The sequence below is a fragment of the Ornithinibacillus bavariensis genome (assembly GCF_018333235.1).
Classification (GTDB): domain Bacteria; phylum Bacillota; class Bacilli; order Bacillales; family Amphibacillaceae; genus Ornithinibacillus; species Ornithinibacillus bavariensis.
The window spans coordinates 134,939-159,240 of the sequence record NZ_BORP01000007.1 but is presented as its reverse complement, the minus strand read 5'-3'; the positions used below and the strand labels follow the sequence as shown (position 1 = coordinate 159,240).

At 35.7% G+C, this 24,302-nt stretch carries 30 protein-coding genes; 28 read left to right on the top strand and 2 right to left on the bottom strand.

Going from position 1 to position 24,302, the window contains the following annotated elements; translation table 11 throughout:
• Nucleotides 1–388 precede the first annotated feature (388 nt).
• The 28 genes from KI338_RS15995 to spo0A all read left to right on the top strand — a co-directional run bounded on the left by KI338_RS15995 (nt 389) and on the right by spo0A (nt 22,530).
• Nucleotides 389–859 (top strand): NUDIX domain-containing protein, encoded by a 471-nt coding sequence (locus tag KI338_RS15995; RefSeq protein WP_212922026.1) that lies wholly within the window; start codon nt 389–391, stop codon nt 857–859.
• A gap of 45 nt (nt 860–904) precedes the next feature.
• Nucleotides 905–1,282, top strand: a complete 378-nt coding sequence (locus KI338_RS15990) for a hypothetical protein (RefSeq protein WP_212922025.1) — start codon at nt 905–907, stop codon at nt 1,280–1,282.
• A 43-nt stretch (nt 1,283–1,325) separates the two neighbouring features.
• Nucleotides 1,326–1,679, top strand: coding sequence for a VOC family protein (locus tag KI338_RS15985; RefSeq protein WP_212922024.1), 354 nt, complete (start codon nt 1,326–1,328; stop codon nt 1,677–1,679).
• A 280-nt stretch (nt 1,680–1,959) separates the two neighbouring features.
• Nucleotides 1,960–2,205, top strand: coding sequence for a GyrI-like domain-containing protein (locus KI338_RS17810; RefSeq protein ID WP_244853691.1), 246 nt, complete (start codon nt 1,960–1,962; stop codon nt 2,203–2,205).
• Between the two features lie 151 nt (nt 2,206–2,356).
• Entirely contained in the window at nt 2,357–2,485 is a 129-nt protein-coding gene (locus tag KI338_RS17870) for a hypothetical protein (protein WP_280530761.1), read from the top strand.
• Nucleotides 2,486–3,058: 573 nt separating this feature from the next.
• On the top strand, nt 3,059–4,069 hold the full coding sequence (locus KI338_RS15975) for an AraC family transcriptional regulator (RefSeq protein WP_373306357.1): 1,011 nt from the start codon (nt 3,059–3,061) through the stop codon (nt 4,067–4,069).
• 98 nt (nt 4,070–4,167) lie between these two features.
• Entirely contained in the window at nt 4,168–4,962 is a 795-nt protein-coding gene (locus KI338_RS15970) for an SDR family NAD(P)-dependent oxidoreductase (protein WP_212922022.1), read from the top strand.
• 304 nt (nt 4,963–5,266) lie between these two features.
• A complete protein-coding gene (spoIIIAA, locus tag KI338_RS15965) occupies nt 5,267–6,253 on the top strand; it encodes a stage III sporulation protein AA (RefSeq protein ID WP_212922021.1) in 987 nt (328 codons plus the stop codon).
• On the top strand, nt 6,189–6,701 hold the full coding sequence (spoIIIAB, locus tag KI338_RS15960) for a stage III sporulation protein SpoIIIAB (RefSeq protein WP_212922020.1): 513 nt from the start codon (nt 6,189–6,191) through the stop codon (nt 6,699–6,701). The genes spoIIIAA and spoIIIAB overlap by 65 nt, the downstream gene beginning before the upstream one ends.
• 20 nt (nt 6,702–6,721) lie before the next feature.
• The gene (gene spoIIIAC, locus KI338_RS15955) at nt 6,722–6,928 is read left to right on the top strand and encodes a stage III sporulation protein AC (RefSeq protein WP_212922019.1); all 207 of its coding nucleotides are present in this window, start codon (nt 6,722–6,724) and stop codon (nt 6,926–6,928) included.
• 5 nt (nt 6,929–6,933) lie between these two features.
• Nucleotides 6,934–7,326 carry a stage III sporulation protein AD gene (spoIIIAD, locus tag KI338_RS15950; RefSeq protein WP_212922018.1) on the top strand — a complete coding sequence of 131 codons (393 nt, stop codon included), beginning with the start codon at nt 6,934–6,936 and terminating at the stop codon, nt 7,324–7,326.
• Nucleotides 7,327–7,357: 31 nt separating this feature from the next.
• Nucleotides 7,358–8,530 carry a stage III sporulation protein AE gene (gene spoIIIAE, locus KI338_RS15945; RefSeq protein ID WP_212922017.1) on the top strand — a complete coding sequence of 391 codons (1,173 nt, stop codon included), beginning with the start codon at nt 7,358–7,360 and terminating at the stop codon, nt 8,528–8,530.
• An 11-nt stretch (nt 8,531–8,541) separates the two neighbouring features.
• On the top strand, nt 8,542–9,168 hold the full coding sequence (gene spoIIIAF / locus KI338_RS15940) for a stage III sporulation protein AF (protein WP_212922016.1): 627 nt from the start codon (nt 8,542–8,544) through the stop codon (nt 9,166–9,168).
• A complete protein-coding gene (gene spoIIIAG, locus KI338_RS15935; protein ID WP_212922015.1) occupies nt 9,165–9,788 on the top strand; it encodes a stage III sporulation protein AG in 624 nt (207 codons plus the stop codon). The genes spoIIIAF and spoIIIAG overlap by 4 nt, the downstream gene beginning before the upstream one ends.
• 13 nt (nt 9,789–9,801) lie before the next feature.
• Nucleotides 9,802–10,344, top strand: coding sequence for a SpoIIIAH-like family protein (locus tag KI338_RS15930; protein ID WP_212922014.1), 543 nt, complete (start codon nt 9,802–9,804; stop codon nt 10,342–10,344).
• Nucleotides 10,345–10,803: 459 nt separating this feature from the next.
• The gene (gene accB / locus KI338_RS15925) at nt 10,804–11,301 is read left to right on the top strand and encodes an acetyl-CoA carboxylase biotin carboxyl carrier protein (RefSeq protein ID WP_212922013.1); all 498 of its coding nucleotides are present in this window, start codon (nt 10,804–10,806) and stop codon (nt 11,299–11,301) included.
• Nucleotides 11,302–11,316: 15 nt separating this feature from the next.
• On the top strand, nt 11,317–12,678 hold the full coding sequence (gene accC, locus KI338_RS15920; RefSeq protein WP_212922012.1) for an acetyl-CoA carboxylase biotin carboxylase subunit: 1,362 nt from the start codon (nt 11,317–11,319) through the stop codon (nt 12,676–12,678).
• A 36-nt stretch (nt 12,679–12,714) separates the two neighbouring features.
• Nucleotides 12,715–13,110, top strand: coding sequence for an Asp23/Gls24 family envelope stress response protein (locus tag KI338_RS15915; RefSeq protein WP_212922011.1), 396 nt, complete (start codon nt 12,715–12,717; stop codon nt 13,108–13,110).
• 141 nt (nt 13,111–13,251) lie between these two features.
• Nucleotides 13,252–13,632, top strand: coding sequence for a transcription antitermination factor NusB (nusB, locus tag KI338_RS15910; protein ID WP_212922010.1), 381 nt, complete (start codon nt 13,252–13,254; stop codon nt 13,630–13,632).
• A gap of 21 nt (nt 13,633–13,653) precedes the next feature.
• Nucleotides 13,654–14,505 (top strand): bifunctional methylenetetrahydrofolate dehydrogenase/methenyltetrahydrofolate cyclohydrolase FolD, encoded by an 852-nt coding sequence (gene folD / locus KI338_RS15905; RefSeq protein ID WP_212922009.1) that lies wholly within the window; start codon nt 13,654–13,656, stop codon nt 14,503–14,505.
• Nucleotides 14,502–15,851: an exodeoxyribonuclease VII large subunit gene (gene xseA / locus KI338_RS15900; protein ID WP_212922008.1), complete on the top strand. Its 1,350-nt coding sequence runs from the start codon at nt 14,502–14,504 to the stop codon at nt 15,849–15,851. The genes folD and xseA overlap by 4 nt, the downstream gene beginning before the upstream one ends.
• Nucleotides 15,844–16,083: an exodeoxyribonuclease VII small subunit gene (locus KI338_RS15895; protein ID WP_212922007.1), complete on the top strand. Its 240-nt coding sequence runs from the start codon at nt 15,844–15,846 to the stop codon at nt 16,081–16,083. The genes xseA and KI338_RS15895 overlap by 8 nt, the downstream gene beginning before the upstream one ends.
• Nucleotides 16,080–16,964: a polyprenyl synthetase family protein gene (locus KI338_RS15890; protein ID WP_373306353.1), complete on the top strand. Its 885-nt coding sequence runs from the start codon at nt 16,080–16,082 to the stop codon at nt 16,962–16,964. The genes KI338_RS15895 and KI338_RS15890 overlap by 4 nt, the downstream gene beginning before the upstream one ends.
• A 23-nt stretch (nt 16,965–16,987) precedes the next feature.
• Nucleotides 16,988–17,815 (top strand): TlyA family RNA methyltransferase, encoded by an 828-nt coding sequence (locus KI338_RS15885; protein WP_212922006.1) that lies wholly within the window; start codon nt 16,988–16,990, stop codon nt 17,813–17,815.
• 51 nt (nt 17,816–17,866) lie between these two features.
• Nucleotides 17,867–18,316, top strand: coding sequence for a transcriptional regulator AhrC/ArgR (ahrC, locus tag KI338_RS15880; protein ID WP_212922005.1), 450 nt, complete (start codon nt 17,867–17,869; stop codon nt 18,314–18,316).
• A gap of 19 nt (nt 18,317–18,335) precedes the next feature.
• On the top strand, nt 18,336–20,051 hold the full coding sequence (gene recN, locus KI338_RS15875) for a DNA repair protein RecN (RefSeq protein WP_212922004.1): 1,716 nt from the start codon (nt 18,336–18,338) through the stop codon (nt 20,049–20,051).
• Between the two features lie 173 nt (nt 20,052–20,224).
• Nucleotides 20,225–21,511, top strand: coding sequence for a SpoIVB peptidase (gene spoIVB, locus KI338_RS15870; RefSeq protein ID WP_212922003.1), 1,287 nt, complete (start codon nt 20,225–20,227; stop codon nt 21,509–21,511).
• 236 nt (nt 21,512–21,747) lie between these two features.
• Nucleotides 21,748–22,530 carry a sporulation transcription factor Spo0A gene (gene spo0A / locus KI338_RS15865; protein WP_212922002.1) on the top strand — a complete coding sequence of 261 codons (783 nt, stop codon included), beginning with the start codon at nt 21,748–21,750 and terminating at the stop codon, nt 22,528–22,530.
• A 103-nt stretch (nt 22,531–22,633) separates the two neighbouring features.
• Here the strand turns inward: spo0A and KI338_RS15860 are convergent, their stop codons facing one another.
• Nucleotides 22,634–23,998, bottom strand: a complete 1,365-nt coding sequence (locus KI338_RS15860) for an aspartate kinase (protein ID WP_212922001.1) — start codon at nt 23,996–23,998, stop codon at nt 22,634–22,636.
• A gap of 22 nt (nt 23,999–24,020) precedes the next feature.
• Nucleotides 24,021–24,257 carry a DUF2627 domain-containing protein gene (locus KI338_RS15855; protein WP_212922000.1) on the bottom strand — a complete coding sequence of 79 codons (237 nt, stop codon included), beginning with the start codon at nt 24,255–24,257 and terminating at the stop codon, nt 24,021–24,023.
• Nucleotides 24,258–24,302 lie beyond the last annotated feature (45 nt).

Below are 24,302 nucleotides of genomic sequence, written 5' to 3'. Positions count from 1 at the left end.
AAAGAGTGGCTACTAAGTAAAGATCCGATTAAACTTAAGAAATCTGATTCTAGAGAATTTATTGTTTGGTGTTAGAAGTACTAGAGATATAATGCTTAGTTTATTAAAAAGGGAAGACTATACTAGCACGCAACGACAATATTTGGCCTATAGTATTGAAGGCATACTAGAATTAGAAGAATTAGTCACTAATCTTAAAGAAAGTAATTTCTATTCCAAAAAAGATTTAAGAATTCAATTTCATAATCTAAAGGCGGAAATAATGAGGAATTTTATGATGTATTCTACTTTTTATGAAATTTATCAAGAAGAAAATGGCAACTAATTGAAATGTAATGCATCAATGCAATTAATATATGAAGTTATTATAAAGAGAGGGAATGTATCCATGCTAAAACCATTTCATCATTTAACTAGAGGTGTCCTTATCAAAGAAAATAAGGTTTTACTTGCACAAGCCAAAGGATACAGTAATACATTTTTACCGGGAGGACACGTTGAAAACGGTGAAAGCGCAAAGGATGCACTAAAGAGGGAGCTTGAAGAAGAATTAGGAATAGCCAGTAAAATTGGCAGTTTTCTAGGTGTAGTTGAACATAAATGGGAGAAAAAAGAGATAATACATTATGAAATTAATCAAGTTTTTCTAATTGAGTGTGAGGAATTAGCTTCTAGTTATAAACCCGAAGCTAATGAGCCCCACCTTATTTTTCACTGGGTAAAGGTGGATGAACTAGATAAATATAATCTTCAGCCCTATCCCTTTAGAGATCTAATTAAGAACTTTGTAAACGGAAATAAAGAAGTTTGGTGGGAAAGTACATTACGTGCAGTAATAGATGATTCAAATAGGAATTAGGGCAAGAAAAAATTATTCAAGTTAATCGATTAGGGGGATGGGGAGATGATTTACTCATTATCAATTATAGTTTTCGCTATGTTTGTAATTATAGCGATATTTCAAGTTTTATTATCACTAGGCTATCCATTAGGTGAGTATGCCATGGGCGGTTATTATAAGGTCTTGCCCAAAAAATTACGTATAATAAGTGCATTTAATGCAGTATTACTTTTATGCATGTCTTTCATATTTCTTCAACATGGAAGTGTTATACATTCACTAGATTTTTTGCCAATTAACGTATTAGCTTGGATAATTACTATTTTTCTAGGTATTAATACATTAGCTAATTTGGTTTCGAGAAGTAAGAAGGAGAGGATGGTTATGACTCCTCTGTCTAGCATCGCCTTTATTTTATGTTTGATTATTGTATTAAATTAATTTTTACAAAGTATTATATTACAAAAATTCTAAGGAGGTAATGATGAGTAGTCCAATTTTGAATCAAATAGGAACAGTCTTCATCCCAGTTAGCAACATAGAAAAAGCTCGCGATTGGTATTGTGAGATGTTAGGTATAAAGGTGGAGGGTGATATTCAGTTTGGTCATCTATATGTTATACCTATGGAAGGTACTGGGATAGTTTTAGACAGCAAAATATACGCTAAAGACAAAGTGTTTAGAACAGCGGCCTTTCATTTCAATACGGAGAATATAGAAGAAGCATATTGTTACATGAAGGAAAAAGGTGTCGAGCTAATATCTGATATTGAACATAATCATTACTTTAATTTTAAGGACCCAGATGGAAATATGTTGATGGTTTGTAAATGTTGATTGTAAGGATCGAGAAGTAGACGATTTTATTTAATCGTATTTATCAGTGAAATTGGAGCAATGAACATGCCTAAAGTAGGATTGCAAAATACGGAATTCAAATACTTGGAGAGTTAAAGCTAGTGGGATATAGAGTTTTATGTGCCGGTGATCAATATGTAAAGGAAATACCAAAAGCAGCAATACATTTAAGTGAGATCAAACAAGTAGTTAATCCAACTCAACAATATGATATATAATCGAAAATGATACCGATGATAAAGATGGTTATTGGGTTTGTGTGGAAGTCAAGGAATATGATCAAACTCCATCAGATATGGTAACATTAACAGTTCCAGCCCAAAAGTATGCTGCTATTAGGCATAAAGGAACAAATTTGAAAACAGTAGAATCATATAATGAATTAAATCGTTGGATAGAAGCCAATGATTATGAAAGGCTAAAGGATAAGTGGCACTTAGAAAGGTTTTATAGTTGGATTAATCCAGAAAATATTGATGTGGAATTATTAGATACGATTATATGAGTAAGAACTGTGTATTTTAGATATTATGTGATTACTATAGAAACCATGAAAGTCGAGAGTATATAAACACTCAAATCGATTAACGTACCTTTACATGAAATTTCCCAAAAGACATAAACTATAAGAACTATTCTAAATAGGAGGAAAAACAATGGCCAAGGATGAAAAATTAAATGAAGAATCCACATTAAATAATAATCTAGGCTCCTCAACCTTAAAAATGAATCGAAATATTACTAAGCTTCATCAAAAGCCTAAAGCTAAGAAAAACCAAAGTTAATAGGTGATAATCAAATATTCTCCATTTAACCAGCTAAGTGTAACTAAAGCTGGTTTTTTTGGTGACATGCAATTTTTATAGAGTACACCTAAGCTAGGTTTATTCAGATATTAATTTATAGGTAAGAATTATGCAAAGACCAAAAGGTAGTTTAATTTACAATATAGTTGATAAAATAATAAAGTTGTTAAGAAAGAGAGTTAATCTATTCAATTAATTTGGACCTATTGTTCAATATGGACAAATTGAATACCAGGCAAAATTAAGTCAAAATTATAATGAGTAGCTTTCTGTTGAATAGTCCAAATAACAAAAACACAAATATATTCTTACGCTTTAGTTAAAAGGATTTTAGGATATTTTAATAAAGCTTCTTGTATTAAAGGTAGCTTTATTACGTTGACAGTCTATTATAAATGGATTTATTTGACGTTATTGGCAAGTAAAATGTCGCCCTCTGCTAGTTACAAGGAGATACGGAAAAGGTAATATAATATTTGTCCCGTTAATGAAGCAGAATACATTTCCAGTCAAAACTAGTGAAAGTGTAGAAAGCTAAAGGAGGACCCAATGATGAAATCTCTTAATCGTATTAAAGTCCCGGCAGGATTTTGGACAGGAATACATCAATTAGGGATTGCCCCTCAAGATGTGGCTCGAAAAGCACGACTGCCACTCACCATTATTACGGATCAATCTGTCACCACCGACCAATATTTCGCAATTTGGCAGGCATATTCGGATCTCATTGATGACACTGCTGAAGGAATTATCAAGCTTACGACCGTCTTTGAAACAGCGCATTACCCACCCGCAGTCTTAGCGACTTACCATGCTCGTGACTACCGTGACGCACTAAAACGAATGGCACGGTACAAGCAAATGTGTCCCCCAGAAAGCTTACGTATCAACGAGGGTGATGAGGACTGTACAATTGAACTAGATTGGTTGTATACCGAGCAATCAGGTCCACCGATGCTGGTTGGAATCACTCTGGCATTTCTTTTGGAGCTTGGACGTCGGGGTACGGGTCAACCGCTCACTGCGAAATTTGTCGAATTTACGCACTCAATGGGCGACATAAGCGCTCTAGAAGCTTACTTCGGATGCCATATCCGGATTGGTGCAAATTGTAACAGGTTGACATTACGTCGATGTGATTTGGACTTGCCTTTTGTCTCGTACAACGAAGAATTGCTGGAGATTCTGACTCCTGTATTGGATAAATCGTTGGATGAGCAGCAACACAGTCGCTCAATCACGGAAATGGTCAAATGGATCCTGAAACGTAGTTTATCTGGAGGGCGTCCTGACATTCAGATTGTCGCAAGTGAGCTAGGGATGAGCGATCGTACCTTGCAGCGCCGTCTTACTGAAGAAGGCACGAGCTTCAAGCATCTTTTGACACAAGTCAGACATGAATTGTCTCGAGTGTATTTGGCAGACCCCACATTCGATATTAAGGAGGTAGCCTTCATGATTGGATATGAGGACCAGAACTCGTTCTACCGTGCCTTCCGCCTTTGGGAAGGTGATACTCCCTTTAATTGGCGTACAAAACATTTAGGTACTTCAACAATATAACGTTGACTTAACACTATTAAAAAAGAATAGCATAATTATTGCCTCAATGGGGAAGAGCGTAGTTATTTTATTCATAAAGGCAAAAGGAGAAATATATTATGGATATGGGATTAAGCAATAAGACAGCTTTAGTTACAGGATCAACGAAAGGTATAGGTAAAGCGATTGCAATTGAACTTGCTAAAGAAGGTGTCAATGTACTAATTAATGGACGAAATTATGACGAGGTAGAACGAATTGTAAATGAAATTAAATCGGAATTCCCAACTACCTCCCCTCAAAATGCAACAGCAGACATTGTCGATGTGGAGCAGAGAGAAGCATTATTTGAAAAATTCCCCACTATTGATATTTTAGTTAACAATATGGGTATTTATGAAATTATGCAATATGAGGACATTGACGATGAAGTATGGGATAAATACTTCCGTACGAATGTTCTTGCTGCAAATGGATTATCTAAATTTTATTTGCCTAAAATGTTAAAAAATGATTATGGTCGTATCATCTTTATTGCGAGTGAAGAGGCAATCATGCCTTCAGGACAAATGCCTCAGTATTGTATGACAAAATCAATGCTATTGTCATTGTCAAAAACCTTATCTAAATTAACAATAGGTACAGAAGTTACAGTCAATACTATCATGCCAGGTCCAACACTCTCGGAAAATGTTCAGCAAATAATTGAGGGAATTTACGCAAATTCAGATATGACTTTTTTAGAAAAAGAGAAAGAATTTATGACTACAAACCTACCTCAATCTGAAATACAACGATTTATTAGGCCTAATGAAATCGGTAGATTAGCCACATTTGTGTGCAGTCCTTATGCATCCGCATTTAAAGGTTCGCCAATTCGTATGGATGGGGGAATGGTACCGACCATTTTTTAGCATTTTCTATTCCATCAATTTATAAATGTAAACAAAGCATATAACAATAGGAAGCTCTAATAATATAGAATTGGAGTTTCCTATTTTCTTTCTCAATCCACAATAACTCCACTAATCAAAAATTAATATACCATTCCATATAACTGTTCTCTATTTGAATATCCATTCCAACTCTATCATTCAATAATACTATTCTATTATTTTCCTCTATCAGTCATAATTTTTCCTCGAATACATACATTTACTTATAGAAAGTGAATCATGAAATGGTTTATGAACTTATGAAAAGAAGCGAGGACAAGCTATGCAAGAAATATTGCGCTTATTCCCAACAGATATTCGTGACGAAATCCAACAAAAGATGAATAAGAAGTGGGACATGCTTCAGGAGATAAGAGTTCGTTTAAATCAACCGATTGAGTTGATTTACGACCATGGTATTGAGTGGCTACCTTTAGTCCGCCCTAACAAAAAGGACTATGTTTTCATTATTAATCAACTGAGTGAATTTTCTCTTTATCGTATGGAAGATGAGCTAAGAGAAGGATTCATCACAATTGATGGTGGTCATCGTGTCGGACTCGCGGGAAAAGTAAATACCATTCACGGGTCTGTTAAAGCAATCCAATATATTACGTTTTTAAATATAAGAATCGCCAAGGAGAAGATTGGTGTTGCTAGACCTGTTATTCCTTATTTGTTTGAGGAGAGATTTTTAAATACGTTATTTGTTGGCCCACCACAATCAGGAAAGACAACTTTAATTCGGGATGTAATTCGAATTATTTCCTCTGGTTGGAACCATGTTCCACCTAAAAAGGTTGGTGTCGTGGATGAACGATCGGAAATTGCAGCGTGCCTTCATGGTGTACCACAGCATGATTTAGGATTAAGAACAGATGTCTTAGATGCCTGTCCGAAAGCAGAGGGCATGATGATGATGATTCGTTCCATGTCACCGGAAGTCTTAGTTGTGGACGAGATTGGTAGTGACAAGGATGTCTATGCCTTAACGAATGCGATGAATGCTGGTGTAACAGTTATTTGTACCATTCATGGACAATCCTTGCAGGAAATAAAAAATCGACCCCAGGTACAATCACTATTTGATAAGCATGTTTTTCAACGAATAATCATTTTAAATGGTCAAGATAAACCAGGAACCATTGAGAAAATTTATAACGAAGATGAAAAAAATATCTATCAGAAATCGAGGTGCCTACCAAATGAAGTGGATCGGAGCACTTCTGTTTATCGGGACAACGACCTGGCTCGGATTCGATTGGAGTAATCGGTTAGCGAAGCGGCCAAAGCATATACGTCATTTGATTAATGCATTACAAGTGCTAGAAGCGGAAATTCTTTATAGTCAGTTACCATTACATGAGGCGTTTATTTCCATAGCAAAGCAAATTCCCGACCCAATTAAAGCTTTTTTTCAATTAGTTGCTAAAAGATTGGAAGGGAGCCATATTGATTTCGAACTAATTTGGGAGGATTGTGTATCAGCTTTGATAGAGGAATCCAGCCTAGGACAAACTGAACAAGAAATTCTTGTTCAGTTTGGTCGAACGTTAGGACAACATGATTTCACACAGCAGCAAAAGCATATCCAACTTACGATTAGACACTTAGAAAGGGAACTACATGATGCAAGGGAAGAACAAGATAAATATGGAAAAATGGCTAAAAATATTGGTTTTCTAGCAGGGTTGTTTATCGTGTTATTGCTTATATAGGGAAAGAAAGGGGCTTAGTTATGCTTGCAGATGCATCCATTTTATTTCAAATTGCTGGTATCGGAATCATAGTTGCACTTATTCATACAATTTTAAAACAAATGGGTAAAGAAGAAATTGCCCAGTTCGTGACACTTGTTGGATTTATTATTGTGTTGGTGGTTGTGATTAATGGATTATCCGATCTTTTCCAGCAAATCCGATCTGTTTTTCTATTCCAAGGGTAGCTTCTATGGATATATTACAAATTGTCACTCTCGGAATTATTGCTAGTGTTTTATACATTATTTTAAAGGATATGCGTGGCCCCTTTGCTTTTATTATTTTACTTATAACAGGAATTGTATTATTTCTTGCTATTATTAGCCAGATTGGCTCAGTCATTCGATTAATAGAGTCCCTGGGACAAAAAGCATCAATTAATGGCATGTATATTGAAACCATTTTGAAAATTATTGGAATTGCCTACATTACGGAGCTTGGTGCGAGCTTAACAAAGGATGCTGGACTTAGTGCAGTTGCTTCCAAAATAGAATTAGCAGGAAAAATATTTATTTTAATATTAGCAATCCCAATTATAACAGCTGTAGTTGAAGCTATCTTAAATTTCTTACCTTCCGCATAAGAGGGTATATGGGAGGGACGAGTCGAAGTGCATGAAACAATTTAAGCGAATTATGTTGCTAGTCTCTTTACTAATTTTACTTGGACAACCCTTCGTTTTTGCTGATGAAGAGCCGACTGCACCAATGGAAGACGTGTTAGTAGAAGATATTTCTTTTGATGGAATCCAAAAATATTGGAACTCACTTGTCGATGACTATGGGGGGTATGTACCAGATTTAGAAAAAACAAGTATATATGATTTTATTAAAGGAAATAAAGAACTCTCGATTAAAAATGCTATGGTTGGTGCTCTAGAATATCTATTTCACGAAGTTATTCTAAACGGAAAGCTACTTGGATCTTTATTACTGTTAACCTTATTTTCAGTTCTCCTGCAAACCATGCATACCGCATTTGAACGTACCTCTGTGAGCAAAATTGCATATTTCGTCGTATATATCGTCCTTATTTTTATTGCGCTCAATAGCTTTTACCTAGCAGTTTCCTATGCAAAAGATGCAATCGGTATGATGAGTAGCTTTATGATAGCTTTAATCCCTTTAATTCTTGGTTTAATGGCTACCTTTGGAAGTGTTATTTCCGTTTCGTTTTTCCATCCAATTATCGTTTTCTTAATTAATTTTAGTGGTGTTTTGGTTTCTAATTTTATTATGCCACTATTATTCATATCTGCCTTGTTAATTATCGTTAGTAGTTTAAGTGAAAATCATAAGGTAACCCACTTAGCAGAGCTATTTCGATCGGTAAGCATTGGGGTATTAGGGATATTTTTAACGATATTTCTTGGTGTCCTATCCGTACAAGGAGCAGCAAGTGCCATTCAGGATGGGGTAGCAATGAAAACGGCTAAATTTGTAACGGGAAACTTTATACCTGTTGTTGGTCGAACCTTTACAGATGCTGCCGACACCGTTCTAAGTGCATCTTTATTATTGAAAAATGCTGTAGGAATTGTAGGTCTGGCTATTATTATTTTCATTGTACTTTTTCCAGCCATTAAAATCTTTGTCATCGCCTTAATTTATAAATTTGCCGCTGCTATCTTGCAGCCTATTGCAGATGGACCAATCATTACGAGCTTAAATACGATTAGTAAGTATATCGTTCTAATCCTAGCTTGTTTACTAGCGGTTTCTTTAATGTTCTTTCTAGCGATTGTTATTATCGTGACTGCTAGTAATATTACGTTACTACTTCGATAGGACTGGTGGTTATGGAATTAATTATCAATTGGGTTTCACAAATTATCATTTTTATCTTGTTGGCTACGATTATTGATTTAGTAGTTCCAGCAGGCAGCATGAAAAAATACGTTAAATTTGTGATTGGCTTAATTTTAATTTTAATTTTCCTCCAGCCAATTTTCCACCTGTTGAATTTTGATATTGAACAAGCAGTTAAAACTACATTTGATGAGGTATTGAACGATAATTCACAAACAAAAGATGTGGAAAATTTAATTGAATTTCAAAAAAGTGAAATAGAATCGTCAGCTAACGCATATATTTTAGAACAACTGGCTGTCCAAATGGAAGATTTAGTGAAGGCTCCTCTTTTGGACAACTACCAAGCAGAAATACAAAATATAGATTTTCAGTTTAAAGAGGGAACAGCTTATTCGTATGAGGAGCTAGAGGAGGTTAAGGTGTATCTCAGAGAATCCGAAGCAGGGGAGGGAGCAGTGAATGCAGTAAACGATGTGGTTATCGATACAAGGGAGGAAAACCCTAGTTCAAAAGCAAAGGATGTAGATGTTCAAGGGATGGAAACCTTGCTAAGACAAATCTGGGAATTATCAGATAAGAAATTAACTGTTATTTGGGAGGGAGGGGCATCTTGATAAAAAAAATACAAGAATTCCTAAAGGAAAAAATAAATGGCTCAAAAAAAACCACCTATATTCTAATTATTGGGCTGGCAGCATTGCTTGTAATCCTAGTGGGAAACATCTTTTCTACCCCATCCCAGAATGAACTAGGACAAGAAGTACCGAGAATGAAACTGGAAACAGATGCTGAATCGGCTGAAGTAAGTTCCCATGAATCGAAAACGACATCTAACATTCAAGAGCTTGAAATTAATTATAAGAAGCAATTAGAGGATATGTTAGAAAAAATAAATGGCGTCTCTGAGGTAGAAGTAATGGTCAATCTAGATTCTACTGATGTAAAAGTTTATGAAAAAAATCTAATTAAAGGACAACAGCATACAGAGGAAAATGATAAAAATGGCGGGACAAGACAAATTGAAGATAACACAGAAGAATCGCAAACTGTTTTAATTAGACAAGGTGACCAAGAGACACCTATCTTAGTACAAACAAAAAAACCTAAGGTAAGAGGGGTATTCGTAGTAGCAAAGGGTGTTGAAAAAGCTACCGTAAAACAGTGGGTTGTAGAAGCTGTTTCGAGAGTACTAGATGTTCCCACACATCGAGTTTCTGTAATGCCTAAAAATTAAGGAGGATGAACGAATGTTGAAAAAACAAACAGTATGGTTGTTAACAATGCTAAGCTTAATGATTGTGTTGAGTGTGTATTATATGACCTCGAAACCGGAAGATTTTGCTTATCTAGATTCAGGAAAGAAAGATGATACAGAAGAAACATCATCAAATACAACAGATGAAAAAGCAGGTGTTGACGTACAGCCAGGTGGAAATGAATTATTTGCTTCATTACGATTAGAAGTACAAGATAAAAGAAGTATGAAATTAGATAGATTGAAAGATATTGTAGCCAATGGAAATGCAAGTGCAGAGGAAAAGAAACAGGCATATGATGAAATGGATGTCATTGAAGCAACAACAGCTAAGGAAAATATTCTGGAAGATTCAATCGCTGCTTCTGCAGAATATCAAGACGTTTTAGTTCGTTATGATGAAGATGTTGTTCATGTTCATGTTCAAGTGGACGAGATCTCCAAAAAAGAAGTACTAAATATTATGCAGATGGTACGCGATGAATTTGGAGAAGTTACCGTAAATGTAGTCCACGAACCGATTACAGAAAGCTAGATTAATAGTAAACTTTAGCATCAAGTCTTAAGTGACTTGATGTTTTGTTTTGTCTAGTATTAGGATTTATTATGATAATCTAGTATGGTACGAAGGTTGTAAGCTAGTTGCAGTGACAAACGTGGGTAGGGATAGGACAAACATCATTAATTTCAACTTATTATAGTTTAATGATTAAAAGATAAAAGCTGTACCTAAGAACTAATATTTTTCCGCGTAGTAAACTTTCGCTACAGACTTTACATTAAAAAAGGCAAAATAGTATCCACAAGATAACTATTTTATGCTATCAATAGTATCATTCGCCAAGACACTGGTATCTTGTTATAATCAAGAATGTGAAAGCGTTTCAATTATGAGTTTTTACTTAATTGTTGAAGTTTTCCTTATAGTTATCGTAAAATATTAAGAGGAGTTATTAGTACCTAATTATAAATCGAGTTAAGGGAGTGCTATAATTTGTTAAAAGTACAAGAAATTCGTGAAATAATAAAACTAGTTGATCAATCGTCTTTAAATGAATTTACTTATGAAACAAATGGAACAAAGGTTTCAATGAAAAAATTACCAGAGGGTGTTGCAGTACAAGCAAATCCTGTTGTCCATGTGGAGAAGGAAATATCTCCTGTTGCTGTAGAAAAACAACCTGTACAAGCCGTGAAAGAAGAAATAGTAGAGAAACAAGAAGTATCTGTTCAGTCAAATTCTGTAGATTATGACCATGAAATAACATCCCCAATGGTTGGTACATTCTATAGTTCACCAAGTCCTGATAGTGAACCATTTGTATCAATTGGAAGTTCTGTTTCAAAAGAGACAGTCGTATGTATTGTAGAGGCAATGAAATTATTCAACGAAATTGAAGCAGAAGTGTCAGGTGAGATTGTTGAAGTATTAGTAGAAAATGGGGAGCTAGTAGAATACGGTCAGCCACTATTTAGAGTAAAAACGAAATAAGGGGACGTGCTTAATATGATTAAGAAATTGCTTATTGCTAATAGAGGAGAAATAGCTGTCCGGATTATTCGTGCATGTAAGGAAATGGGTATTGCAACAGTAGCAGTATACTCTGAGGCTGATAAAGAAGCACTACATGTACAGTTAGCTGATGAAGCTTATTGTATTGGACCAAAGTCAAGTAAGGATAGTTATTTAAATTTCACCAATATCATGAGTGTTGCTATATCTACCAATGTAGATGCAATTCACCCAGGCTATGGTTTCCTTGCTGAAAATGCTGATTTTGCAGAGATTTGTAAGGCATGTAATATTACATTTGTCGGACCAACACCTGAAGCGATTCAGAAGATGGGAATCAAAGATGTTGCTAGAGAAACGATGAAATCAGCTAATGTTCCAATTGTACCAGGTTCTGATGGTATTATTGAGAGTGAAGAAGAGGCAATACAAATTGCTGAAACAATTGGATATCCTGTTATTATCAAGGCCACTGCAGGTGGTGGTGGTAAAGGGATTCGCGTAGCAAGATCTGAAGAGGACTTAATTAAGGGTATCCGTATTACCCAAAAAGAAGCAGAAACTGCATTTGGAAATCCAGGTGTATACTTAGAAAAGTTTATTGAAGATTTTCGCCATGTCGAAATACAAGTATTAGCTGATACCCATGGAAATGTCGTTCATTTAGGGGAAAGAGATTGTAGTATCCAGCGTAGGCTGCAGAAATTAATTGAAGAAACACCATCTCCAGCGCTAAATGATGAAATTCGTGCTAAAATGGGAGGAGCGGCAGTTCAAGCTGCCAAAGCAGTTAATTATGTCGGAGCAGGCACAATAGAGTTTATTTTTGATCGTAAGACTAAAGATTTCTATTTCATGGAAATGAATACAAGAATTCAGGTAGAACACCCTGTTACAGAAATGGTGACAGGAATTGATTTAATTAAAGAACAAATCAAGATAGCAAATGGAGAGAAGCTTTCCTTTACACAAGAAGATGTTACCTTTGACGGATGGGCAATTGAATGCCGTATCAATGCAGAGCATCCTTTTAAGAATTTTATGCCATCACCTGGGAAAATTAATATGTACTTACCACCGGGTGGTTTAGGTGTTCGGGTAGATTCTGCAGCGTATCCAGGGTATGCAATACCTCCATATTATGATTCCATGATAGCTAAGCTAATCACATATGGTGCAACAAGAGATGAGGCAATTGCTAAGATGAAACGCGCTCTTGATGAGTTCCTAGTAGAAGGTGTGCATACCACTATCCCATTTCATCGCCTAATTATGGATCATGAAGTATTTATTCATGGTGATTTTAACACAAACTTTTTAGAAGAAAACCCTATTGCTGAACCGAGCCAAGAATAATCGACTGGAACCCCAATTATGAAGAGGAGTGAAAGTATGGCTGAACAACCGTTAGTGAATATGAGTGATGATACTGGACTTGGAAGAGTTGAAATTGCTCCAGAGGTAATTGAAGTAATTGCAGGTATCGCAGCATCTGAAGTAGAAGGCTTGTCTAATATGCGTGGTAACTTTGCAACAGGAGTTGTAGAAAAGTTCGGGAAAAAATCTCATAGTAAAGGTGTAAAAGTTGAGCTTACCAATGATGGTATCATTATTGATTTATTTGTAGTATTGAACTTTGGGGTAACTATACCAGAGGTTGCTGGAAAGATTCAATCTAATATCCGTCAAACATTAAAAAACATGACATCCCTTGACGTAGCAGAGGTAAATGTTCATGTCGTTGGCGTTCAAATGGAAAAAAATAATAACGAAGACGTAACAGAATAAGAGGATGTCCCATACGAATTCTGACTATTAGTAGTCGTTTTCTATGGGATATCCTCTTTCTCTTTAAAAATATGGGAGTTTGTGGCGCGTGTTTCATAATCATGTTATTATTTGGAAGAGATTATTAAAGGAGTAATGTAAATGAAACGACATGCTGCAAGAGAAAAAGCATTTCAATTATTATTTCAATTAGACTTATTAGATGAAGATGTGGAGATAACCATTCAAGAAAGACTGAAAGAAGAGGAACAGGACGAATTTCTTGTTCATCTAGTGAACGGTGTTGTAAGACATAAACAAGATATTGACAACGTTCTAGCAGAAAATCTAGAAAATTGGTCACTTCCTCGACTACCAGCAGTTGAAAAGACGGTATTAAGAATTGCTACATTTGAAATTAACTTTTTAGAGGATGTTCCGACAAATGTATCAATTAATGAAGCAGTGGAGATTGCAAACCGTTATGGAGATGAAAAATCAGGCAAATTTGTTAATGGGGTGCTTTCAAAAATTATAAAATAGTGAGTAGAGGGGGAGATAGAAATGACAGCAGAGATCATAAACGGAAAAGAATTGTCAATGGAATTGAAACAAAGCATGAAAGAAGAAGTTGCCTTACTACACAAACAAAATATAAAACCGCATTTGAGTGTGGTGTTAGTCGGGAATAACCCAGCTTCTAGATCCTATGTGAACGGTAAAAAACGTGCTTCAGAAGAAATTGGCATGAGCTCTGAAATTATTGAACTTCCTGAATCTATTTCACAAAATGAGTTATTAGATGTAATTTCTCAACTAAATAAAGATAAACGTGTTCACGGGATTCTGGTCCAGCTACCACTACCAAAGCATATCGATGTCCAGGAAATAATTGAGGCGATCAATCCTAAAAAGGATGTAGACGGTTTTCATCCGATTAATATCGGAAGAATGATGACAGGGCAGGACACCTTCCTATCGTGTACGCCTTTTGGTATCATCCAAATGCTGCATTCAAGGAATATTCCGATTGCCGGACAGCATGCTGTTATCATTGGACGCAGTAATATTGTTGGTAAGCCTGTAGGTCAATTATTATTAAATGAAAATGCCACGGTAACCTATTGTCATTCCAAAACAAAGGATATGAAGTCGATTACTAAATTAGCCGATATCTTAATTGTAGCTGTTGGTCGAGCAAATATGATTGACAAAGATTATATAAAAGATGGGGCAGTAGTTATCGATGTTGGAATTAATCGTTTAGATGATGGTTCATTAACTGGGGATGTAGACTTTGATAGTGCAAGCGAAAAAGCATCCTATATTACACCAGTTCCAAAAGGTGTTGGTCCAATGACAATTACCATGTTATTACAAAACACCATTAAAGCTGCAAAAGGTATGGTAAAATGAGCGACAAATATTTAACGGTTACTGCTTTAACGCGTTATTTAAAACGAAAACTTGATACAGACCCTCACCTTCGAAGTATTTGGCTAAAAGGTGAAATTTCGAACTTCAAATTGCATTCGCGTGGTCATATGTATTTAACAATAAAAGATGATCAAGCTCGAATAAATGCAGTTATGTTCGCAGGAAATAATCGATACTTAAAATTTAAACCTGAGGATGGAATGAAGGTGCTTATCCGCGGGGAGATTAGTTTATTTGAAGCTGCGGGACAATATCAGTTGTATATTCAACAAATGGAGCCAGATGGTGTTGGGTCGTTGTATTTAGCGTTCGAACAATTAAAAGAGAAGCTCCGCAATCAAGGATACTTTGATCCATTACATAAAAGAGAAATTCCTAAATTTCCTCAACACATTGGTGTCATCACTTCCCCAACGGGTGCTGCAGTACGGGATATACTTTCCACAATTAAGAGAAGGTATCCAATTGTACAAATTACAGTTCTTCCAGTATTAGTACAAGGAATTAATGCAGCAAAGTCGATTGCGAATACAATCGAAAAAGCAAATCAAATGGCTGATTTTGATGTTATTATTTTAGGGCGTGGTGGTGGTTCGATTGAAGAATTGTGGAGTTTTAATGAGGAAATTGTAGCTGATGCTATTTTTAAATCGACTATACCGATTATTTCTGCTGTCGGTCACGAAACGGATGTTACGATCAGTGATTATGTAGCTGATTTACGGGCACCAACACCAACCGGCGCTGCTGAGTTAGCTGTTCCTTCTCGATTGGAATTAGTAGATAAAATTTCTAAATTAAGACAATCATTACATAGCCTAATGGCATTACAACTTAAGCATCATCAGAATCATTTAAATCGTTTAGTTCAATCCTATGCTTTTAAGTATCCTGAACATCTACTAAGGCAAAAGGAGCTGGAGTTAGACAATAAACGAGAACAAATTGATCGAGCTATGCAGCGGGTATTGCAGAACAAAAATGAGCGATATAACAATTTTTCAACCCGACTTTTAACGCAACATCCTAAACGACAGCTAGACCATGCAACAAAACAGTTAAATCAACTTATAAAGCAAAACAACCAAGCGATGAAGCAAATTGTAGAAAGAGATACCGTAAAGCTTGGAAGATCGTTAGAAAAACTGACGTTGCTAAATCCACTAGAAATTATGAAAAGAGGATTTGCGATACCTTATACCCAATCAGGTGATATAATTAAGTCAAGAACACAAGTAAACACATCCGATCAAATAAGTATTCACTTAAAGGATGGCGTATTGACATGTGAGGTTACGGAGGTTAAGGAGATCAATCATGGATAATATAAAGGAATTAAGCTTTGAGGAAGCGATGGAGAAATTAGAAGAGATTATTGAAAAATTAGAGGAGGGTGATGTACCGCTTGAAAAGGCAATATCCTATTACCAGGATGGTATGTTACTTTCTAAATTATGCGGTGATAAGCTATCTCATATCCAAGAAAAAATGGTAAAAATTATGAATGAACAAGGTGAATTAGTCCCTTTCGATTTGCAGGAGGATGAAAAAGAGTGAAGCAATTATTAGAAGGCTATATCGAATCGAATCAGCAGCTGTTTCTAGATAAAGTAAAAGAACACTTTAAACCTTTAACTATTCCAGAACAGCTCAAAAAATCTATGCTTTACTCTTTAGAAGCTGGCGGTAAGAGACTTAGACCAATTTTACTAAGAGCAAGCTTTGAAACCTATTCCCCTAACGTAGAAAAGACCTATAGTACGCAAATTGCTTTAGAAATGATCCATACGTACTCTTTAATCCATGATGATTTACCTGCAATGGATGACGATTCATATCGACGTGGACTTCTTACCAATCATAAAGTATTTGGTGAGGCAACTGCCATTCTTGCTGGGGACGGTTTATTAACATATAGCTTTGAAATTATTGCAAATGATCCTTTATTATCTGAGGTAGAAAAGGTATATATTCTTAGAGAATTAGCTCGTGCTAGTGGTCCAAGTGGTATGGTAGCTGGACAAATTTTAGATATGGAAGCTGAGAATCAGAGTGTCAATTTGGAACAATTAGAAAAGATACATGCTCTAAAAACAGGAGAGCTTCTCCGGTTTGCAGTTTCTGCGGGTGCCTTTTTAGGGAATGCTACAGAAGAACAAATTCAGCATCTAGAGCAATTTGCCTATTATTTAGGTCTTATTTTTCAAGTTCAGGATGATATTCTAGATGTAACTGGGGATGAAGGAAAGCTTGGGAAGGCTGTAGGTAGCGACGAATCGAATCATAAGAGTACCTATCCAAAGCTATTAGGGCTTGACGGCGCTATAGAAATGAAAAAAAGATATACCGAAAAAGCCATGGAGCTTTTAAAACATGCTAACGCCAATACTTCTCGATTAGCAGAGTTGACCACGTATTTTAGTGAACGTGACCATTAACATCAGAAAAGGATTTTTCAACCATGAGTAAAATTAGACTAGATGTTCTACTAGTAGAAAGAAATTTAATAGAAACAAGAGAAAAAGCAAAACGAGCGATTATGGCTGGTTTAGTTTTTTCTGAGCAAGAAAGATTAGATAAGCCAGGCATGAAGGTGGATGAAACTATCCCATTAACAGTAAAAGGAAAAGTCATTCCTTATGTTGGTCGAGGTGGGCTAAAGCTAGAGAAGGCTCTTCAAGTGTTTTCCGTCAATGTTCATGATAAAATTATGGTAGATATCGGCTCTTCTACAGGTGGGTTCACAGACTGTGCGCTTCAGAATGGAGCGAGGCTTTGTTATGCCATTGATGTTGGCTATAATCAATTAGACTGGAAGCTGCGTAGTGATCCGCGTGTAATTGTCATGGAGCGTACGAATTTTCGTTATGTTACGAAGGATATGCTGCAAAGTGGATTACCAAGCTTTGCTACGATCGATGTATCCTTTATTTCCTTAAAATTGATTTTACCTGTTTTAAAACATATTTTAGGTTCCAACAGTGATGTAGTTACACTGATAAAGCCACAGTTTGAGGCAGGAAGGGAACAGGTAGGAAAAAAAGGAATTGTCCGAGATAGAAAAGTCCATTTAGATGTACTACATTCTATTCTTTCATTTGCTAAGGACGAAGGATTTGAGCTTTACGGGTTAACCTATTCTCCGATAACTGGTGGAGATGGTAATGTGGAATTTTTGGCACATTTAGGTTGGAACAAAGATATAAGTGGGTTAACAATTGAAGAATTAAATCCAGAGGACGTAGTCAATAGAGCTCATACAGACTTGACGACACCACAGAATAATTGAGTTTCTGGACTACAGCGTTGTAGTCCTTTCTATTTAATTAGGGGGTGCAATATGAGTAAGATACAAAGACATATAAAAATTAGAGAACTAATCACTGAAAATGATATTGATACACAGGATGAGCTTGTCGATCGTTTAAAAAGCCTTGGGTATAACGTGACACAAGCAACAGTTTCACGTGATATTAAGGAACTGCATCTAGTGAAAGTGCCCACCAATGGTGGAAAATATAAGTACAGTTTACCTGCTGATCAGCGCTTTAATCCTCTTGACAAATTAAAACGGTTAATTATGGATGCATTTGTTAAAATCGACCACACAAGTCATTTCATCGTGTTAAAGACGCTCCCAGGTAATGCACATGCTGTTGGCGTACTCATTGATAATTTAGACTGGGATGAAATAATGGGAACTATTTGTGGTGACGATACATGCCTAATTATTTGTCGTACAGAAGAGGATACCATCACCATTAAAGAACGATTTATTGATATGCTTTAATCATAGGGGGTGACTGAGAATGTTAACTGAATTAGCTATTCGTAATTTTGCAATTATTGATCAGCTTACGATAACTTTCCAGGATGGCTTAACAGTACTTTCTGGTGAAACAGGTGCAGGGAAATCCATCATTATTGATTCGATTCAATTATTAGCTGGAGGGCGATCCTCTGTTGATTTCGTACGACACGGAGAGGAGAAGGCAGAAATTGAGGGATTATTCTTAATCGATTCAGACAATCATCCAATTCATGAAGTGGGAAACCAATACGGTGTAGAAACACGCGACAATGAAATCGTCTTAAATCGAGTAATTACAGCGTCGGGTAAAAGTATTTGTCGTGTAAATGGAAAGTTAGTCACACTTGCGATATTAAAAGAATTTGGCAGAACACTAATTGATATCCATAGTCAGCATGAAACACAATCGTTAATGATTCCAGAAAATCATATCGAATTACTGGACTTGTATAATCGAGATCAAATAGAACAAGCAAAAGAAGAATATCTCACCCTATTTCAGAAATTACAGTCCCTTCGAAACCGATATAAAGAACTTAATGAAAATGAAAAAGAAATGGCACAACGTCTTGATTTATTGGAGTTTCAATTAAATGAATTAGAAAAAGCGAACTTAGTCCCAAATGAAGATATAGAATTGGAAAATGAACGTAAGCAGCTTTTAAATTATGAACGAATTTTTAGAGGGATAACAGAAGCATATAATGCTCTTTATGGTGAAGAAAAGGGCCTGGAATTGTTACATATTGCTCAAAAGGCATTAGAAGAGAATAGTTCATTTGATCCTTTTATCGCCAAAAAGTCTGAGGAAATTACTAATCATTTTTATATGATTGAAGATCTTACATACCAATTGAGTAATTATATGGATGGTTTAGAATTTGACCCGAATCGCTTAAATGAAATTGAAGGAAGATTGGCGGAAATTGACCGATTAAAAAAGAAGTATGGAACGACTGTCAGTGAAATGATTGAGTATATGGGTAAAATAGAAGAAGAAATCGAGCTAATAAATAATAAAGAATCTCATCTACAAAAAATAATGAACGAAATAGAAGAAGTAAAACAGGATGCATTTCTTGAAGCAAAACAACTACATGATTTACGGAAGAAAGCAGCGAAAGCTTTAATAGAAGAGGTTCATGTAGAGCTTAAGGACTTATATTTGGAAAAGTCAACTTTTTCTATTGAATTTTCCCCAGAAACTCCTTCAGAACATGTGGAGCTACATAAAAATGGTTTTGATCAAATTCGCTTTCTAATTTCTACAAATTTAGGGGAGCCTCTAAAAGAAATTAGTAAGGTGGCATCAGGTGGAGAGCTATCCAGAATCATGCTTGTATTAAAAAAATTGTTTGCGAAACATCAAGGTGTTACTAGTGTTATATTTGATGAAGTGGATACTGGAGTAAGTGGTCGTGTTGCTCAAGCAATCGCAGAAAAGATTTTCCAAATTTCAAAGGAATCACAAGTCTTATGTATCACACATTTACCACAGGTTGCTGCAATGGCTGATACCCATTTATTAATTGAAAAGGATGAGATCAATAATCGGACGTTAACACATGTTTCTGTGTTAACTGAAACAGAACAAATTAATGAGCTAAGTAGGATGATGACAGGTACGAAATTAACTAATACTGCTAAAGAGCATGCAAAGGAGCTACTTGATTTAGCAGAGAGCTTTAAAAAAGGACAACTTATAAATAATTAGTGGAAATAGCCAGATACTATTACGTATCTGGTTTTATTATTCGCATTTTTAAATAGGAAATGTTACACAGCTTTTCTTAACATTTCCCAGTTTAAAAATTTGCTTTAAAGGTCAAATTAGAAGTACAGATAAAAAATATGGTATGGGTTTAGGAACAAGGAGAGTGGACATTTGTGAAATATATAGACAAAATTCGTATCATAGCAGGAGTATTACTCTTACTCGGACTGCTAATTGTTCCTTTTACGCCCCCAATACAAAATTATTTCACCATTCCCGATAAAATAATTACTTTTCAAAACCAGTTCCCCATGAAGGTTCCAAGCCTAGGAAAATCAGTTCAAGTTCATGCTGCAGTTAATGACAATGCTGAGGCTGTTAATGCGTCAAGCTTCCACGTAGAAGAGCCTGGCGATAGTCAGTTAATTTATACGATGGCCGGCGTACCAATAAAAAAAGTAAATGTTTCCGTATTAAAGGATGTAAAAGTGATTCCTGGTGGTCAATCCATAGGAGTACAGCTGCAGACTTTAGGGGTTTTAGTTGTTGGACATCATCTTGTTAATGGTGATAATGGCACACTCTCTCCAGGCGAGGATGCAAACATTAAGGTTGGAGACGTCATTATGGAAATGAATGGTAAGGAAATTGAAGAAATGAATGATGTTAAACCAATAGTCGAAGAATCTGGAAAAAAATCGATGCCAGTTAAAATAAAGGTGAAGAGAGGAAAAGAAACCTTTACAACGGAACTATCCCCAGTATTAGATAAAAAAGAGAGCGAATATCGCATCGGATTATATATAAGGGACTCTGCAGCAGGTATTGGAACAATGACCTTCTTTGAGCCAAAGTCCAAGAAATATGGAGCTCTCGGTCATGTGATATCCGATATGGATACAAAAAAACCAATTGAAATCCACGATGGTACTATCGTTCGATCAACTGTCACTTCCATTCAAAAAGGAAATAATGGAACCCCAGGTGAGAAACAAGCGAAATTCTCCATAAAAGAAAATAAAATTGGAACGATAACTAAAAATAGTCCATTTGGTATCTTTGGGCAACTAGATGACCAAATAAGGAATGGAAAATATGATAAGCCTATGCCAATTGCATTATCACATGAAGTTAAAGAGGGACCTGCAAAAATTTTGACAGTTATTGATGGTGAAAAAGTGGAAGAATTTGATGTTGAAATTGTAAGTAGCGTTCCGCAAAAATCACCAGCTACAAAAGGGATGGTCATTCAAATTACTGACCCAAAATTGTTAGAGGCCACTGGTGGAATCGTTCAGGGAATGAGTGGTAGTCCTATTATTCAAAATGGCAAAGTAGTCGGTGCGGTTACCCATGTATTTGTAAATGATCCAACAAGTGGATATGGTGTCCATATTGAATGGATGTTGCAAGATGCAGGTGTTGATATTTATGAAAAAGAGACAGTAAAAGCAAGCTAGTACACGGGTTTGACTTTCTTAGGAAGTCAAACCTTTCTCTTTCTTGCAGTAAAGATTATTCGACAAATGGAAATGATTGGTTGTCGCTTTGTAGCGAATACGATAGAAAAACAAAGAAAAATAAAGCTAATAAAAGAAAACATAAAAAAATACAAAGTTTTTTTGAAAAAGGGAAGGATATTTTAATCTTTTGTCGAATACTTTTTATGGACATATAACTGAAGGAGGAGCAATTTGTGGAAAAAATATCAGTATGTTTGGTCGACGACAACCGAGATTTAATACAGTTAATGGAGGAGTTTTTTGACGAGCAGCCAGATATCGAGATTATTGGAACTGCTTACAATGGAAAGGATTGCCTTACACTTATTGAAGAGAAAAAACCGGATGTTTTGGTACTAGATATAATCATGCCACATGTAGATGGTTTAGCTGTTTTAAGTTCGCTGAGGGAGAAGGGTAGAGCTAATAATGATCCATATGTTATCATGCTAACGGCTTTTGGACAGGAAGAGGTAATGAAGAAAGCTGTTGATTTAGGGGCATCATATTTTATCTTAAAACCATTTGATCTTGAGAATCTTGCCGATCAAATTCGTCAAGTGAATGGGCGTTCCGCTATATCTAATCATAGTAACCCAATTATGAAGAGGGAAAGAAAGAAAAAGGATTTAGAAGCAAGCATTACCAACATTATTCATGAGATTGGCGTTCCAGCTCATATTAAAGGGTATATGTATTTAAGAGAAGCGATTACAATGGTTTATAATGACATTGAATTATTAGGTTCCATTACGAAGGTTTTATATCCTGATATTGCGAAGAAATTCAATACTACTTCATCCCGTGTAGAACGGGCAATTAGGCATGCTATCGAGGTTGCGTGGAGTAGAGGGAACATAGATTCAATAAGCGCATTATTTGGATATACGGTTAGTATTTCTAAAGCTAAGCCTACAAACTCGGAATTTATTGCAATGGTTGCAGATAGGCTTCGTCTGGAGCATAAGGCGAGTTAATACATAAGTGAAAATTTAGTCAGGATAACTCTATTTTAATAAAAAAATTACTGTATCGAATTGTACAGTAATTTTTTTATTAAAAGATTTCTCTTAATCGACTTTATTCATATTCGTAATCGTCATCAAAAAATACTTTATATAGAGAGTTTACTCCCTTGTTTAAGTCTTTAGCGTCTATTCCAAACATCATGGAAACGTATGAGGAGCCTTGGTTGATCATTTTAATATTAACATTAGCATGAGCTAGAGCTGTAGCTGCCTTTTCTGCAATTCCAATGGTTTCCATAATCCCTTCACCAACAATCATAATTAGTGCCAATCCATGTTGAAGGGATAGAGAATCTGGATGTAATTCTTCTTTTATTCTCTCTAGTACTTTTACTTCTTTTTCCGGAGTAAACTGTCTTTCTCGAATAATAACAGATATGTCATCAATTCCAGATGGGGCATGTTCAAATGAAATTTGCTCATCCTCTAAAATTTGGAGGAGTCTGCGACCAAATCCGATTTCGCGATTCATTAAATATTTACCTACATATAACGTACTAAATCCAGTATCACTAGCGATTCCCACGACAGCTTTACTCTTCTCTTTCTTTTCTGAAACAACGAAGGTACCTTGTAGATGAGGATTATTCGTATTCTTTATAGCTACTGGAATTCCTCGTTTAAATGCTGGAATTAATGCTTCATCATGAAATACAGTAAAACCTGCATAGGAAAGTTCCCGCATCTCTTTATACGTTAATACCTTAATTTCTTTAGGATTCTCTACAATAGTCGGATTCACAGAGTAGACAGAGTCTACGTCAGTAAAGTTTTCATATAGCTCTGCATGTATTCCAGCAGCTATTATAGAACCAGTAATATCGGATCCGCCTCTTGAGAACGTTACAAGTTTACCAGCTTTCGTATAGCCAAAAAAACCAGGAATGACTAAGATACCACTCCGTTCCCGTAATGTCTTGATTTTCTCAAAACTTTCCGGCAAGATTTGAGCATTTCCAGGTTCATCAGAAACTAGTATTCCTGCTTCCTTTGGATTAACGTAATATGCTTCTAATCCCAGGGACACAAGATAGTCACTGACAATTTTAGCAGAGCTATCTTCACCAATTGACTTTATCAGATCCATTTTATCAGCGGCAGATTGTTCACGTTTTAAATTATGTAATATAGAATGGTGAATGTCATCTAATAGCTGTCTATTCAAACCTAAGTCAGTAATGATTTTATAAAAACGAATTATTATGGTTTGTAAAAGTTCTTCATAAGGTTGGTTAGCGAATGATGTATTTGCTAAATCGATGAGAAGATCCGTCATTTTCCTATCTTCTTTGTTCTGTTTTCCTGGTGCGGATACAATGACAAACTTACGCTTAGGGTCACTTTTTATGATTTCTCCAACCTTTTTAATTTGTTCAGCACTTGCTAGAGAACTACCACCAAATTTGGCGACCTTCATCTATCCACACCCCAAGTCTTAATTAGTTATTTTTATTGAGCTTTTTTTCGGCTTGCTTCCTACGATCTCGATGAATGATAAAACCACCTAAAAAGGTAAGACCGCCTATAAAAAGAAAAAGTCCAAATGCAAACTGGACACCAGTATGAAGAAAGATTGGATGGAATTCATCAAATAACGTATCTCTCATGAGTTTTATTCCAATAGCTGCTATAACTCCAGGTATAAATAATGTCAGTGCCGCTACTATTCTAATCATTTTAATCTCCCTTTAGTTTTGCTTGATAAAAGTATACCAAAAAAC

Excerpts from the sequence above, each read along its gene's own strand:
- KI338_RS15995 (WP_212922026.1), top strand. The coding sequence starts at position 389 with ATGCTAAAACCATTTCATCATTTAACTAGAGGTGTCCTTATCAAAGAA.
- KI338_RS15990 (WP_212922025.1), top strand. The coding sequence starts at position 905 with ATGATTTACTCATTATCAATTATAGTTTTCGCTATGTTTGTAATTATA.
- KI338_RS15985 (WP_212922024.1), top strand. The coding sequence starts at position 1,326 with ATGAGTAGTCCAATTTTGAATCAAATAGGAACAGTCTTCATCCCAGTT.
- KI338_RS17870 (WP_280530761.1), top strand. The coding sequence starts at position 2,357 with ATGGCCAAGGATGAAAAATTAAATGAAGAATCCACATTAAATAATAAT.
- KI338_RS15975 (WP_373306357.1), top strand. The coding sequence starts at position 3,059 with ATGAAATCTCTTAATCGTATTAAAGTCCCGGCAGGATTTTGGACAGGA.
- KI338_RS15970 (WP_212922022.1), top strand. The coding sequence starts at position 4,168 with ATGGATATGGGATTAAGCAATAAGACAGCTTTAGTTACAGGATCAACG.
- spoIIIAA (WP_212922021.1), top strand. The coding sequence starts at position 5,267 with ATGCAAGAAATATTGCGCTTATTCCCAACAGATATTCGTGACGAAATC.
- spoIIIAB (WP_212922020.1), top strand. The coding sequence starts at position 6,189 with ATGAAGTGGATCGGAGCACTTCTGTTTATCGGGACAACGACCTGGCTC.
- spoIIIAC (WP_212922019.1), top strand. The coding sequence starts at position 6,722 with ATGCTTGCAGATGCATCCATTTTATTTCAAATTGCTGGTATCGGAATC.
- spoIIIAD (WP_212922018.1), top strand. The coding sequence starts at position 6,934 with ATGGATATATTACAAATTGTCACTCTCGGAATTATTGCTAGTGTTTTA.
- spoIIIAE (WP_212922017.1), top strand. The coding sequence starts at position 7,358 with ATGAAACAATTTAAGCGAATTATGTTGCTAGTCTCTTTACTAATTTTA.
- spoIIIAF (WP_212922016.1), top strand. The coding sequence starts at position 8,542 with ATGGAATTAATTATCAATTGGGTTTCACAAATTATCATTTTTATCTTG.
- KI338_RS15930 (WP_212922014.1), top strand. The coding sequence starts at position 9,802 with ATGTTGAAAAAACAAACAGTATGGTTGTTAACAATGCTAAGCTTAATG.
- accC (WP_212922012.1), top strand. The coding sequence starts at position 11,317 with ATGATTAAGAAATTGCTTATTGCTAATAGAGGAGAAATAGCTGTCCGG.
- KI338_RS15915 (WP_212922011.1), top strand. The coding sequence starts at position 12,715 with ATGGCTGAACAACCGTTAGTGAATATGAGTGATGATACTGGACTTGGA.
- nusB (WP_212922010.1), top strand. The coding sequence starts at position 13,252 with ATGAAACGACATGCTGCAAGAGAAAAAGCATTTCAATTATTATTTCAA.
- folD (WP_212922009.1), top strand. The coding sequence starts at position 13,654 with ATGACAGCAGAGATCATAAACGGAAAAGAATTGTCAATGGAATTGAAA.
- xseA (WP_212922008.1), top strand. The coding sequence starts at position 14,502 with ATGAGCGACAAATATTTAACGGTTACTGCTTTAACGCGTTATTTAAAA.
- KI338_RS15895 (WP_212922007.1), top strand. The coding sequence starts at position 15,844 with ATGGATAATATAAAGGAATTAAGCTTTGAGGAAGCGATGGAGAAATTA.
- KI338_RS15885 (WP_212922006.1), top strand. The coding sequence starts at position 16,988 with ATGAGTAAAATTAGACTAGATGTTCTACTAGTAGAAAGAAATTTAATA.
- ahrC (WP_212922005.1), top strand. The coding sequence starts at position 17,867 with ATGAGTAAGATACAAAGACATATAAAAATTAGAGAACTAATCACTGAA.
- recN (WP_212922004.1), top strand. The coding sequence starts at position 18,336 with ATGTTAACTGAATTAGCTATTCGTAATTTTGCAATTATTGATCAGCTT.
- KI338_RS15860 (WP_212922001.1), bottom strand. The coding sequence starts at position 23,998 with ATGAAGGTCGCCAAATTTGGTGGTAGTTCTCTAGCAAGTGCTGAACAA.
- KI338_RS15855 (WP_212922000.1), bottom strand. The coding sequence starts at position 24,257 with ATGATTAGAATAGTAGCGGCACTGACATTATTTATACCTGGAGTTATA.